14 protein-coding genes are annotated in these 13,775 nt (G+C 51.2%); all 14 read right to left on the bottom strand.

The features are described from left to right. The coding region (locus tag V7Z69_RS04245; RefSeq protein ID WP_334138735.1) for an ABC transporter ATP-binding protein at positions 1–1,649 on the bottom strand (1,649 nt) is incomplete at its 3' end. Between the two features lies 1 nt (position 1,650). Then, complete coding sequence (locus tag V7Z69_RS04240) at positions 1,651–2,730, bottom strand: glycosyltransferase family protein (RefSeq protein ID WP_334138734.1); 1,080 nt, start codon at positions 2,728–2,730, stop codon at positions 1,651–1,653. After that, positions 2,727–3,845: a lipid-A-disaccharide synthase gene (lpxB, locus tag V7Z69_RS04235; protein ID WP_334138732.1), complete on the bottom strand. Its 1,119-nt coding sequence runs from the start codon at positions 3,843–3,845 to the stop codon at positions 2,727–2,729. The genes V7Z69_RS04240 and lpxB overlap by 4 nt, the downstream gene beginning before the upstream one ends. Next, complete coding sequence (locus V7Z69_RS04230) at positions 3,845–4,657, bottom strand: LpxI family protein (RefSeq protein ID WP_334138730.1); 813 nt, start codon at positions 4,655–4,657, stop codon at positions 3,845–3,847. The genes lpxB and V7Z69_RS04230 overlap by 1 nt, the downstream gene beginning before the upstream one ends. A 2-nt stretch (positions 4,658–4,659) precedes the next feature. Further along, the gene (lptG, locus tag V7Z69_RS04225; RefSeq protein WP_014162706.1) at positions 4,660–5,769 is read right to left on the bottom strand and encodes an LPS export ABC transporter permease LptG; all 1,110 of its coding nucleotides are present in this window, start codon (positions 5,767–5,769) and stop codon (positions 4,660–4,662) included. Further along, on the bottom strand, positions 5,766–6,251 hold the full coding sequence (locus tag V7Z69_RS04220) for a KdsC family phosphatase (protein WP_334138728.1): 486 nt from the start codon (positions 6,249–6,251) through the stop codon (positions 5,766–5,768). Before V7Z69_RS04220 ends, lptG begins: the two co-directional genes overlap by 4 nt. Next, the gene (gene lpxA, locus V7Z69_RS04215; RefSeq protein ID WP_014162704.1) at positions 6,244–7,056 is read right to left on the bottom strand and encodes an acyl-ACP--UDP-N-acetylglucosamine O-acyltransferase; all 813 of its coding nucleotides are present in this window, start codon (positions 7,054–7,056) and stop codon (positions 6,244–6,246) included. The genes V7Z69_RS04220 and lpxA overlap by 8 nt, the downstream gene beginning before the upstream one ends. Then, positions 7,056–7,496, bottom strand: coding sequence for a 3-hydroxyacyl-ACP dehydratase FabZ (fabZ, locus tag V7Z69_RS04210; RefSeq protein WP_014162703.1), 441 nt, complete (start codon positions 7,494–7,496; stop codon positions 7,056–7,058). Before fabZ ends, lpxA begins: the two co-directional genes overlap by 1 nt. A 35-nt stretch (positions 7,497–7,531) precedes the next feature. Then, positions 7,532–8,374 carry a UDP-3-O-acyl-N-acetylglucosamine deacetylase gene (locus V7Z69_RS04205; protein ID WP_014162702.1) on the bottom strand — a complete coding sequence of 281 codons (843 nt, stop codon included), beginning with the start codon at positions 8,372–8,374 and terminating at the stop codon, positions 7,532–7,534. Beyond that, positions 8,371–9,417 (bottom strand): UDP-3-O-(3-hydroxymyristoyl)glucosamine N-acyltransferase, encoded by a 1,047-nt coding sequence (gene lpxD / locus V7Z69_RS04200; RefSeq protein WP_334138726.1) that lies wholly within the window; start codon positions 9,415–9,417, stop codon positions 8,371–8,373. The genes V7Z69_RS04205 and lpxD overlap by 4 nt, the downstream gene beginning before the upstream one ends. A 19-nt stretch (positions 9,418–9,436) precedes the next feature. Further along, positions 9,437–10,693: a hypothetical protein gene (locus V7Z69_RS04195; protein ID WP_334138724.1), complete on the bottom strand. Its 1,257-nt coding sequence runs from the start codon at positions 10,691–10,693 to the stop codon at positions 9,437–9,439. A gap of 18 nt (positions 10,694–10,711) precedes the next feature. Beyond that, positions 10,712–12,457: a BamA/OMP85 family outer membrane protein gene (locus V7Z69_RS04190; RefSeq protein ID WP_334138722.1), complete on the bottom strand. Its 1,746-nt coding sequence runs from the start codon at positions 12,455–12,457 to the stop codon at positions 10,712–10,714. Positions 12,458–12,502: 45 nt separating this feature from the next. Beyond that, entirely contained in the window at positions 12,503–13,084 is a 582-nt protein-coding gene (locus tag V7Z69_RS04185) for a hypothetical protein (protein ID WP_014162698.1), read from the bottom strand. A gap of 53 nt (positions 13,085–13,137) precedes the next feature. Further along, positions 13,138–13,728, bottom strand: coding sequence for a sigma-70 family RNA polymerase sigma factor (locus V7Z69_RS04180; protein WP_014162697.1), 591 nt, complete (start codon positions 13,726–13,728; stop codon positions 13,138–13,140). Between the last annotated feature and the right edge of the window lie 47 nt (positions 13,729–13,775).

The raw sequence follows: 13,775 nt of genomic DNA, 5'->3' as shown, positions 1-13,775 counted from the left end.
TTGTCCAGGACCAATATCCGATCGGCCTCTTTTACCGTGGCCAGCCTGTGGGCTATAACGAAAGTAGTCCTGCCCTCAGAGGCCTTTTTCAGCGCCATCTGAATTTCCTGCTCCACCATGGCATCAAGGGAGGATGTCGCCTCATCCAATATCAGTATTCGAGGATCTCTTATTATGGCCCTGGCTATGGCAAGCCTCTGGCGCTGACCGCCACTCAATGTTACGCCTCTTTCCCCGACCTCAGTATCGTAGCCCCTTGGAAGACTTTCGATGAAAGCTCCTATTCCCGCCATCTCGGCCGCTTTTTTTATGCTCTTCAGGGTGGCTCCGGGTAAACCATAGGCAATGTTATAGGATATGCTGCCCTTGAGCAGGATGGGGTCCTGGGGAACTATGCCTATCTGCCTCCTCAGGGATTTCAGGTCCAGCTTGCGAACATCTATTCCATCTATGAAGACCCCTCCCTTTTGGGGATCATAGAACCTGGGTATCATATCCACCAATGTGGATTTCCCCGCTCCCGTCGGCCCCACTATGGCTATCTTCTCCCCAGGATAGGCGGAAATGTTTATGTCCCTTAGTATCCAACGCTCATCCTCATAAGCAAAGGACACGTTCTTGTAGTCCACTTTTCCCGTTATATGTGAGAGCACTATGGGCTTTTTGGGCGGCGTTATCTCGCTTTTAGTGTCCATAACCTCGAATATTCGCTCCGCCGAGGCCATACCCTGTTGGATCTTAGCTACCACCCTAGAGAAGGTCCTTATGGGCTGCACCAAGAGGGCCAAATACCCCAAAAAGGCTATCAGCTCTCCAGGGGTCATCTCGCCCGCAACGACTATTCTGCCGCCAAACCAAAGGATCAAGGACAAAGCTCCTATCAATATGACCTCTATTATGCCCGAAAGGGCAGCGTTGACCTGGGTGCCCCTCATCAAAGCCTTGAAATGGGCCTGGTTGCGATCCTTGAACCTGTCATATTCTTCGTCCTCTGTGGCAAAGGAACGGACTATCCTGATGCTCGAGAGGGCCTCATAGGCTATTGCCGAAAGGGCTGCAAGCTGACTCTGAATGTCATGCCCCACGGCCCTCAGCTTCCTGGATGCCACATCCAACACCCACGCCGCAACGGGCAGAACCATGAAGGTAATGGCCGTAAGCTTCCAGTTGAGGTAGACCAGAAAACCCAACATGCCCACGAAGCTCAACCCCTGAACCACCAGGTCTATGACCGCGGTGGTCACCATCTCCTGGAGTTTGACCACGTCGTTGGTGATGCGGGAAACCAGTTCCCCCACCCTGGAGCCGTAGATGTACCGTAGGGACATCCTCTGCATGTGATCATAAAGTTCAAGCCTGAGGTCCATCACCACTTTCTGGCCAACCCAATTCATCAAGTACTGGTGGCCGTAATTTGCCACGTTCTTCAACAGGTACAAAAGCACCAAACCTAAAGATAGAACGTTGAGCATTAATAGGTTCTTGCTTATCAAAACATCGTCCACAATGTTCTTGAGTATCCACGGAGCCACAACGGTAAACACCGAGGACAACACCATGCAGACAAGCCCAACCCCTATCCTGGACATGTAAGGCCTGGCATAGTTCAAAAGCCTCAAATACAAACTCTTCTTCCATTTACTAGCCATCCTAGCCGATCCTCTCTTCGATAATGGATAATATGTTTTCTGCAGCCCCATATGGTTTCGAAAGGGCTCTCAGACGCTCTCTCTGGCAAAGCCTCTGCCGTTCGTCCAAAAGAAGCTTTGCAAGAAGCTTTGCCAGATCAGCAGGAGTAACGTCGCCCACCACTTCCTTCATTATCATCTCTTTGGCAATCCTGTTGGGCCAAGCAAGAAAGCCCCTCCTCTCGGAGGCTTTTCTCAATACTTTATCCTTTATCATTCTCCCCAAAAGAGGCGTCTGAAGGATTATTCCCTTCAACCCTCCAAGGGGAACATGTTCCAAAAAATAAAAGGGCACGGCAACCACTGCAGGAACCCCAACATGCATCAACTCCAGTGTGTTGGTTCCCGGCTGAGTCAGCGCAAGATCTGCCCCCTCTAACACCACCCTAGTGCCAGAGAGGGAAGGATTCAACCCCTCCTTCTCCCACGCCTCAATCTCCGAGTGGGCTGCAAAGGGAGAGAGAGCAGTCACTACTTCCACGTTATCCAACAAGGCCTCCAAAGTACCTTTCACCTCCGAAAGGAACCTCAAGGAGGTCTTCCTTATCCCCGGTCTGCTGCCAGGAAAGAACACAAGGCGTAAAGCCCCTTCCTTCTTCCAGGGAGAAGCTCCTTCATCCATGTCCAAGGCATCGGCCACCAGATCTCCTACGACGACCCTCCCCGGAACCAAAGGGAAATCCCAGGCTGTCATGACAACGTCAGCCTTTTCCATAAAAGGTTTGGGTCCATAAGTATAGCAGAAAAAGGGCCTTTTACCCCTGGAAGCCAAAAGGCCATACACGAGGTCCCCTCCAAGTTGAAACACCAGATCCGAAGAATCCCTCAACATATCCAAGGCGCTCTTTACAAAGAAAGAGGGCCCTTTAACTTCATCGGCTCCAAGACTGCTCGCTATTCTTGATTCCTCCCCCGAAGAGAACTGGCAGGGCAAAAGCCCAATTTTCACCCTGTATCCCTTAGCCTTCAACACCTTGACCATGGGCCTTACCCAACACCAAAGCTCCCCTGGCCCATTGGCCAACAAAAGCACTTCCTTCATCGCTCAACACCCTTCAATACCTCTTCTGCCCACAAATCCAGTGCGCCCGGCCGGCCCAACTTGTCGCAGGCTCTATCCATGAACTCGTGCACTTTGCCCCTGTAGGCAGAGTCCTTAAGATAAGGCAAAAGGTGTTCCAAAACAGCACTAGCTGTGGCATTCTTCTGCAGCAGCTCGGGAAACACCATCTTTCCAGCCAATATGTTGGGTATGCTTATCCAGGGAGTCTTGACGAAGATTTTATAAGCCAGCCACGAAGACCAAGAGGCCTTATATAACACCACCATGAACCTCTTTCGCAAAAGAGCTTCAACTGCTACAGTACCGCTCGCCCCGACCACGGCATCAGAACGTTCTATCAACTCAGCTCCAGGCCCCGAGTAGGCCTCAAAGGGCCTTGACCTGGATCTAACGTAATCTTTCATTTCTTCCGACAGGTTAGGAGCAATTGAAAAAACAGGCACAAAACCCTCAAGCTCAAGCTTGTGGGCAACCTCCAACAGGACAGGAAGCATCTTGTTTACCTCCGATGGCCTGCTCCCAGGCAAAAGGCCTATAACTTTGTCCTTTTTCTCCGGGTCAAAGGACGGGAAAAACCTACTGCTCAAATCAAACTCATCCAGGAAAGGATGGCCCACCCAAAGGCTTTTAACTCCCCTTTCCGACAAGAACTGATGTTCAAAGCCAAAAAGGGGAAGACAGAGGTCACATAACTTTCTCAGCTTCTTGACCCTCCAACTCCTCCAAGCCCAAACGGTTGGCGGGCACAAATATACAACTTTTCCACCGTACCCTTTGGATCGCAGCCCCTCCAGGAGCCTCAAATGAAAATCAGGGCTGTCCACTACTACCACAGCCCTTGGAGCTTCTTGGATAATACGGTTTTCTATCTGCTTCTTAAGGGAAAAGAGCCTGGGGATGGACGAGAGAACCTCTCCTATCCCCATAAGTTGAAGCTCTCCCATGGACCAGGTCTTTTCCACGCCTGAGGCTTCGCTCTGAGGGCCCACAAGGCCCCACATCTTACCGCTGAACCCTTTTTGTCTTAGCCTGGCGGCAAGCTTGGCAACGTAGTAGTCCCCCGAGGCCTCGCCGCAGCTAAGAAAGATCGACATTAGCCTATCCCCCAAACGGCAATCCCCGATTTTTCGGCGATATCAAAGGTTTTCTCTTTCTCCAGGATTATAGTCCTTCCTGCCTCCACTGCAAGACAGGAAAGCCCTCCCTTAGCCATGACCTCCAGCGTGGTCGGGCCTATGGTGGGAAGGTCATACCGCTCGTCCTGGTCTGGCCGCATCATCTTTATTACGACTCCACCTTTGACAAGGGTGCCCGCCCGCTCTATGGTCCTGTCGGTACCCTCCATGGCCTCCACGGCGACAACGGAGCGGTTTTTCACAACTATAGTCTGGCCAAAGGACAATGGCAAAAGGCGTCTAATTATTTCTACCCCCCATGCTATGTCGTCCTTTTCCTCCTCCGTCGGGTTGCGGCCAGCTATCACACCAACAGGAGCCAATATATCCGAGATTACATCCCTATAGGACATCACCTCGACTCCATGAGACTCTATGGCCTCCACGATAGCTCCCAAAAGGCTATGATCGTCCCTGGATGCAAGTTTACCTATGACGGCCCGAAGGGCAGGGTCCAGAGCCTCTGGCATATACATGAGTTTCTTGGGAACGTAACCTGCCATCAAAAGTTTCCTTATGTTCCTTCTCTCTAGGTCCCTCAAAAGCCACTCCAGATCGGGCGAGACCATCTTTATAACCTCTGTGGTTTCAGGGACGCTCTCTCCACTGGATAGCCCCTCGTTCAATGAATAGACGACAGCTATCTTGCCTTGCAGCCTGCCAAGTATCTCCAAAGGCAGAGCACCCCCACCTGCAATCAACGCAATCCTTTCAGAGAACAAAGGAACCACCCCTAACCATTAGCCTTCAGCGCCAACCTGAACGCGTAGGCGAAGAATGTAAGATTGGGCATCCAAGCAGCGATGAGGGGGCTTAGATGCCCCGCCTCTCCAAAAGATTTGAAAAAGGACATGAGAACGTAGTACAAAAAGACTATGAAAACGCTTGTTGCAAGCCCCGTGCCGTGTCCTGAACGGTGTGGCCTTACCCCAAGGGTAGTGCCCAAAAGGGCCAATATCACACATGCCCACGGCAGAGCCAGTTTCAAGTGAAACAAAACCCACAAAGGAGACAGGTTTGAGCCTTGCTTCTTCATTAGCTTTATGTATTCCCATAGCTCCAGCGCGCTCATCTCCTGGGGGTTTCGGGAAACCTTAACCATCTTTTGCGGTTCGAAAAGGACCGGCATCTTCTGGGTATCAAAGGAAAAAAGCAACTGGACCTTCTCTCCACCTTTGACCTCAAAGACCTTGCCATCCCTGAGGACCCATCCTTCCTTGGTCCAATAACCTCGCTTGGCGTTGGTTATTCTGTTCAAGATTCCTTTCTCAAAATCCTGAATCAGCACGTCCTCCATCTCGCCCTTGTTGTATCGAAGCTTGGCTATGTAGACCACTCTCTTCAAGGTTCCTCCAGACTCCTCCCTCAAAAACACCTTTTCCTTCAGCATTGTGGGCTTTTCCTTTGCCACTTCAAATCTGAGTATGTTGTCCGCTGCCTTGTTGGAGAGAGGAACCAAAGTCTCGTTGAAAGCCAAGGCCACCATGGAAACCAATGTGCCAGCAATCAATATGGGAACCAGTATCCTCTGAAAGGCAACCCCCGACGCCCTAAGGGCCACTATCTCGCTTTGGGATGAAAGCCTGCTGAAGGTCAAAAGGCAAGCCAAAAGAGATGCCATGGGCAAAGTCATAACTATGACCTCGGGAAGCTTGTATGCGAAAAGCTTCGCTACAGCCCAGGCGGAAACCCCCTTTTCGACTATCAGATCAGCAATGTCGAACAAAAGGTCCCCTGCCACCAAAAGCACTGCGAAGGCTGCTATACCAAAGAAAAACGCCCCAGAAACCTCCGAAAGGATGTATCTATCTAGCGTTCTCAGCAAGTGGCGCTTTTTGCTCATCCCTTGGAAGTCCCTTCAGATTGATTTTTCTGCAGTACGAACTCGGCCGCATCTCGCACCGCTCCATAACCTCCCCTTGATGGGGTCACCACGTCTGAAGCCCTTTGAGCCTCCAAAAGAGCATCAGACGGCGCAAATCCAAGCCCTACCCATTCAAGGCAGGGCACGTCATTCACGTCATCCCCTATGTAAGCGATCTCGCTAGGAGTCAAACCCATTTCCTCCGCTATGCTCTTCAAAAGAGCAAGCTTGTCATCCACTCCTTGGTACACCCTAGTTATCCCCAACTCCTCAGCCCTACCGGCGGTTGCCTTGGACGGACGGCCGCTTATGATGCACACTTCTACTCCGCTCTTTTTGAGCCTCGCTATCCCCATGCCGTCCTTGACATCGAAACGCTTCCACTCGTTTCCACAGCCGTCCACCAAAATGCCACCATCGGTCATGGTACCATCTACGTCCATCACGAAAAGCTTAATCATCGAATGACCTCTTTTCGCCCTTGCCTGGCCAAGGGGAGATTCCCCTCTTGCTCTCCTTGAGGAAGGCCAAAATCTCCCTCACCGGAGGAACAAGATCATACCCTTTCTCCACCGCCTCCACGGCCTCCTTGAGCATCAACCCGCTCCTTAATAGTGTCTTGTACACCCTCTTTATGAGGCTCCTGTCCTGTTGGCTGAAGCCGTTCCTTCTGAGCCCTATTACATTGAGCCCCCGTATCTTGGCGGGGTGGCCATCAGCAGTCAAAAAGGGAGGGACATCCTTGACCACCTTGGATAACCCACCTATCATGCAGTAATCACCGATCCGCACGAACTGGTGGATGCCGCACAGTCCCCCGAGAACTGCTCCCTTGCCTATGCTAGCGTATCCTGCCAGGCCTGCCTTGCTTGCTATTACGCAGTTGGGCCCCACGAAGACGTTATGTCCTATGTGAACACCCTCCATTATGAAGCAGCCGTCACTGACGGTAGTTGTCGCTCCTTCTCCACTGGCAAGGTGTACAGTAACGTTCTCCCTTAGGGTCACGCCGTCTCCGATCTTCACCCAGGATAGCTCTCCCTTGTATCCAAAATCCTGGGGTGCCTGACCCAAAGTCACGTGTTCGCACAAAAGGCAGTTTTGGCCGATTCTCACATGATCCCGAACAGTAACGAAGGCCTCAAGTTTCGTTCCTGGCCCAATCTCCACGTCGTCATGGACGATACAGTAAGGCCCTACCGACACACCATCTCCCAATTCTGCCTTGCTTGATACCAGTGCAGTAGGATGGATAAAGGTTGCCATCAATCTTTCTCCCCTGTAAGCCTCTCTGCGACCACGAAGCTAAAAAGGGCTTCCGCCACTACTTCGCCTTCCACCTTTGCCACTGCCTCGACCTTTCCAACCTTGCCTCGAAGCCTCACTAACTTGGCCTCGGTCACCAGCTTGTCCCCTGGCACTACCGGTTTTCTCAGCTTGGCCTTCTCTATCCCAGTAAGATACATTGCCAAGCCCTTCGCCTCCGGCTTGGTAGCTATCATCATGGCTGCAACTTGCCCCATGGATTCCAAAACCAACACTCCAGGCATTACCGGCTCCTCAGGGAAGTGGCCTACAAAGAATGGTTCGTTTATAGTTACGTTTTTGTATCCTACCACCCTGTCTTCGCCTACCTCCAGCACCCGGTCAACCAAAAGGAAGGGATACCTATGGGGTAGAAAACTTCTTATCTTTAGAATGTCCATGGCTGCGCCTCCTTCAAACTTATATAGTCGCTTTTTTAACATACATTATCCCGCACTAAAAGTCTTTTTAGCCTTCTAGCAAGTTCCACGTTAAGGGCATGCCCTCCCTTGTATGAGACCACAATACCTCTCACGGGAGACCCCAAAAGTGAGAGATCACCTATAAGATCCAGGGTCTTATGCCTTGCCAGTTCGTCAGGATACCTCAATCCCTCCATTGGCCCCCTCAAAGGGACCACTACCGTGTTATCCTTCGACCCTCCCAGGCCTAACCCTCTGGATATCACAAACTCTATCTCCTCTTCCAATACGAAGGTCCTTGCCTTGGCCACTTCCTCAAGGAAGGCCCCTTCGCTGTGAACGTACTCAAAGGCCTGCGTTATGCCCCTTTCCGTTCCATAATTAACTACCACCGATGTCTGAAAGCCCTCACCAGGGAAGGCCGCCACGAAAGCCTTTCTATTTTCGTCGTGCACCCAAATGGGAAAGGCCACATCCACACAAAGGTCCTTCTCCAGGGAAATCTCCTCCACGTTTCCAGAAAGCTCCTTTGCCAGAGGGAAGCACGAGCCGTCCATGGCAGGCACCTCAGGCCCCTCTACGGAAAAAGCCACCTGCCACACTCCCAGTCCTGACAAGGCCGCCAAGAGATGCTCCACCGTCTTTAAGCTCTTTCCATCAGGAAAAAGGAGGGCCGTTCCTCTCGCCGAACCGTCGACTTCAAGATCCTGGAGGTTGTACCTTTTCCCCTCCTTTTCCACCCATATTCCAAGTTCATCCACCGGGTAGAGCCTGAGAGTAGATTCTACCCCTGTATGAAGCCCCTTTCCTTGGAGCACCATGGGGCTTTTAAGCCTTTTTATCTTTCCTCGCGTCATTTACTTTCACCAGCACCCTCTTGATCTTTATCCAACGACTTAAGAACTTTCCTTAGCTTAGGATAAAGCTCCACCAGCTTGCCTACTATTACCTGTCTTTTCATTTCCTGATCGTGCTCCCGCGCCGGGAAGCCTGAATACACCTTCCCGGGAGGCACGTCCTTCGTAGCGCCTCCGTGAGCAGCTATCACTGCCCCCTTTCCGACCCTGACGTGATCAGCTACGCCGCTTCGGGCAGCCATGACCACTCCGTCCTCAAGCACTGCGCTGCCTGCAATGCCTACCATGGCCACCAACACACATCCTTTGCCTATCTTGGCGTTGTGTCCTATGTGGACATGGTTGTCTATCACCGTGTCATCCCCCACGACCGTCTCATCCAGCGTAGCCCGATCTATGGTGCTGCAGGCTCCTATCTCTACCCTGTTTCCAATCCTGACTCTGCCCAGTTGGGGTATCTTTATGGGTTTGGGGGCCCTGTTCAGTAGAAAGCCGAAGCCATCGCACCCAATTACGGAACCTGCGTGGATAAGGCAATCCTCACCCACGATGGTGCCATCATAGAGCACAACGCCATGTTCAATTCGTGTTCTGGCCCCAATCTTGACGGACTCTCCTACGTATACCCCTGACTCCAGCACCACGCCTGGACCTATCTCGGCATCTTTTTTGATGACACAGTATGGGCCGACGCTCGCCGAAGGATCCACCTTGGCCGCAGCGTCCACTACCGCCGTTTCGTGAATCCCTGGCGAGAAATCTTTCTTGGGGGAGAAAAACGACAATATTTTAGCAAAAGCAAGCTGCGGGTCTTTTACCTCTATACCAGTCCTTCCTTCCGTAAGCCACCCTTCAGGAACAACCACTGGGACATCTTCGCCCACCAAATGAAAGTCCTCTTTCTGCCATGCCACTGCCACATAGTCCCGCCTCTGCCCCGATGGAAGCTGCACACCCCTAACGATCTTTCTCTCGTCCCCAAGGGGTTTGCCCTCCACCAATCCAGCTAGCTCGGCTATGGTAATATCCCGCTCTACGATCATCTTGATGTAATACTCCCTCCTAAAGGTTACCTACCAACCTTACGCAAAATTCGTCTTCCTCTCTGCTATCGTAAAAAAGCTCCCAGGATATGTGCTCCCTTAACCTCCATCCGACGGCAGCTTCGACCTCGTTCTCTTCGTTGAAGCGAGCCCAACCATAAACCCCATCCAGGATCTTGTCAAACCAGACTCGCCCCCAATACTCATCATCTGGGAAAACTCGCTCCGCTCCAACCCAAACATCTTTCCACAAAAGCCACCTAGCCCCTAGGCGGCTTTCCAGGTCGCCATTGTCCACTCGCACTATCCCTTCGCCGTATAGCTCCAGATCGAAACCAGATAGGGGAACCGTTCGTCTTCCAAAATGAATCCCCACCTCTGGGTACCTTCCCTCAGAGCCAATATAAGTGGTAAGCCATGCCCTGAGCACGTACTTTTGGCTCTCCACGTTGACCTTCATGGAAGAAACAGCCTGTGGGGTAAGATCCACCTCCACCTTCCCCTTTAGCTTCCTAGCCTGCCACTTTTCCTCCAGGGAGCTTGCAACCTGCCTGGAGATGTCCTTTTTGTGCTTGGAAACCCACTGGACCGGAAGGCCTATGTAATCGGAAAGCACTTCCAAGGTCTCCTCTTCCAAATCTGCTTGCAGTATGTTGGGGATAGTAAGGGAAGAGAAGCTGGTCCTGAACGCCACTACGATAGGGTCTTTCGGGGTAAAGCTCACCTCCAGCACAAAAGACTCTTCTTCCGTAGAAAAGACAAATGCGCCTTTCCACCCAGGAAGGCTTGACTCTATCATGCCTTCTGCCTTCTCCTGAAATGCGCCAGAGGACCATCTCAGGACATCGAAGGAAAGGTGATCCAACATCTCTTCAAATTTACCGCGCAAGGCTTGTGCATCCTTTTCAAAAAGCCTCGAAAGAAAGGGTGAAAGCTTTGGATAGTTGAAAACCGCCTTCCACTGCTTTCCATCTTGGGAGGGGGCAAACCTGACGTAAAGGTTATCTCCATCTTCCCTGAGATCCTCTACGACCAACCCCGGAAAGAGCCTCTTGGCCACAAGCTTCAGCACCGCGTCCCTGTTTGGGAGGCTTCGCTTCACTGCCTCGCTCCATACAGCGTCCAAGGAACGCTCCGTGACCTCAGCAAGCCACGGCTGCACACCTTCCACCTTAACGAAGGCGCATGCCTCCTTATTCATTAGAAAGGCCACGGCCATAACCAAGACGACCGAGGCCCACAAAGTTCGAAGCACAACCCTCAAGAAAACGTTCATCCCTCAGAAGTGCACCACCTAGAACATCTCCCCAAAGCCAAAATGAGTAACTGTCTCATATTCTCCCTCGGCTACATCCAGCCTTAGATTGCCCAGTGGGGTACGAACCCTGACCCCGATTCCGTAAGCATCCTTCAAGTCAGAGAAACTGAAGTTGTCCGATGCCATACCTGTGTCGTAGAAGAAAACCACGGAGAAAGCATCCTTGACTGGTACTCTTAGTTCGGCGTTCAAAAGGGCCATCTCGTCACCCTCGAACTCGTCGTCGTTGTACCCTCTCAACGTGCTGGATCCACCCAGGAAGTACTGCTCAGACCACGGAACCTGACCGGAAGAAGAACCATACATCAGTCGGGTCGCAAATATCACCGGGTTATCCTCGGAACCGATGTCCAGATTGTCCATTATCCCCGACAAAAAGTCCTTGAGGGGCCTGTAGTATCTAGTCTCTATCCAGTACTTGGTGTAATCCATCTTGTCTCCGTCGTCCGGCTCAAAGTAGCCCTGTTCGACGTTCAATTTGTACACTGCCCCGTCAGGATAGGATATGTACTTCACCATGTCATTATAGGTGAAAGTGCCCGTAATGGAGTAGTTGGTCCCTACGCGATCCTCATCGTCCACCATTGTCCCTGGAGTCTCGTCAGGGTTCCTCACGTTGAAGATCTCAACATCGTGCCAATCCAAAAGGGCATACCAGCTAAGCCTATCGTCGGAACGAAACTTCTTGCCTATACCGAAGTAAGCCCCTTTCTTGTCCTCGTCGTAGTAGTGCTGGAGCGTTCCATCTTCGTACTCCTCAAGGTCCTCCCAGCTTCTCTTGTAAACTCCGACCTTCCAGGAGTAATGCTCCTGGTCCATGTAGGGCTCAGTGAAGCTTATCCAGTACTGCTCCCTGTCTCCAGTCTCAAATCCAATCTCGGCCCTCTGTCCAAGGCCTTTGTAGTTGGTCTCGGTCAAGGTCGCGCCTCCGGTCCATCCGCTACTGGAACCGTGACCTATGGAAAGGCCGACCTTTGTGGTCTTCTGCTCGGTAACCGTGAACACCAAGTTCACCATATCGGGGTTTTCCTCGTTGGGTTCAAATCCCAAGCTGACGTCCTCGAAGAAGCCAAGCTGGTTGAGCTTGTTCAGCGAGTGCCTAACCAAGACGGCGTTGAATAGATCCCCTTTCTTGAGGAGTATCTCTCGCTTTATTACGAAGGTCTTGGTTTTTTTGTTTCCCTGAATAATGATGTCGCCCACCCTGGGTTCGACGATCTTTATCTTTACTACGCCATCCTCAAAGGTTACGTCCTCCATCCTCACCAAAGTGTAACCGTCCTTTTCGTACTTTTCCTTTATCCTCTGCAGGTCGTGCCTGAAAAAGACCCTATTGAACACGCTTCCAGGCTTGGAGAATACGTACTCCATGAGCTCCTCACTGGAATAGACCGTGTTTCCCTCGAAAACTATTTCCTTGATGGTGGGGTTCTCTACCACTTCATACTCCACGTATACCCCGCCGGACTGAGGGGTGACATTCACATCGACCAGGGAGAAAAATCCCAAGCCGTATATGTTGTCTATGTCCTTCTGAACCACTTCGCGGTCCAGGGGCTCTCCTACCTTGGTTTCAACTACACTTAATATGAAATTGGAAGCTACTTCCTTGTTACCGGACACACCAACTCCTACCACCAGGGGGTTTTGAGCAAAGGAAAACGATGCAAAGCACAATAACAAGGCACCTGATAATAAAACAAACGACAAAAGCTTTCTCACTAAGGAAACACCCCTTCCCGCAAATTTACTACCCATCAATGTTCTTTATTTTATTCTAATGCTCTCTTTTCTCAAAGCCCTCTGGCCCACCTCGTACAAATACAAAACATCCTCTACGCTCAGGGATCCTTCTTCATCCTTTTCTGGTTCCGAGTTTTCTACGTTTTGAACCTTTCTATCCTTCTGTGGCACCTTGGCAACTTGTGCACCTTCAACCTTGAGGTCCGTTTCATCCACAGCACTGGCAGAAAGGTTCATCTCGCTCAAACTCTTTCGCAAGGCAACAAGGGCCGACCTTTCATCGGGAGTGACCCACTCGAGGGTTAGGTTGTCTTCTTTCACGACCTGGAGAGGAAGCCCCCGCATAGTGGACGTAGGAAGCGCAGCAATCATAAGTATCAAAAGGGCAAAAGCCGCAGACTTCACTCCCATTGAAACGGCGTAACCGAGTTTTACTTTACCATTTTTGGCCTCTTCTGCCGTTATTTCCCATAACTTATTCCTCGCCGATTCCAGTTCTGCCCTTGCGCTCTCCAGCTCGGACACTGCATACATGTATTTGCCTCTTCTGTAGGCCTGGATGCACCTTTCTATCCATTTCTGGGTCCTTCTAAGTTTTTTCTCCAAAACCCTTCCCCCCAAATTGTCTCAAAGAAACCTGCATTGATAATTATCACAACTTAGGGGCCTTTTACTGCATCCTCCAGACCTAAAACTGCTCTCAACTTTGCTAAGGCCTTCCGCTTAAGTCTGTATATGTGGCTCACGTCAAAACCCTTCTCCTTGGCCAAGTCCGCAGCCTTAACGTTGTCTAGGACTAACGCCCTGACTATCTCTGCCTCCCTCTCTGGAAGCCTCGAAAGCTCCTCAGTGAGGCTCATGAGCCATTCAAGCTTTTCGAAATCGTCGGAACTTACAATGTGGAGTGAGGTTTCATCCACAGGCATGGGAGCCTTGGCCTCTACTCTCTGAAGGAAATTAGCCATCTGCCCTTTAACTCGGTAGTAAGCAAAGGTAGAGAACTTGATGTTTCTGGATGGGTCGAAGCGGTCCACGGCCTCTATGAGGGCCACCATTCCCTCCTGTATCAAGTCGGGATATTGCTGAGGAGAAACGTTGAACTTGCTGGCCAACCAGAAGACCATTGGCCTGTGCATCAAGATGAGCTCCTCGCGGGCCTTTTCATCTCCTTCAACGGCCCTTTGCCACAAAAGAACTTCCTCTTCTAGCTGCTTCTTTCTCTCTTCCTCCACCTTACCGGAAGAAACCATTCTTCAACCTCCTCTTGGCACATGACTTTTATATCATGTACCTGGGA

This window comes from Thermovirga lienii, from assembly GCF_036847465.1.
Taxonomy (GTDB): Bacteria; Synergistota; Synergistia; order Synergistales; family Thermovirgaceae; genus Thermovirga; species Thermovirga lienii.
Note: the sequence above shows the minus strand (reverse complement) of the source record. Positions and strands in the feature narration are given on the sequence as shown.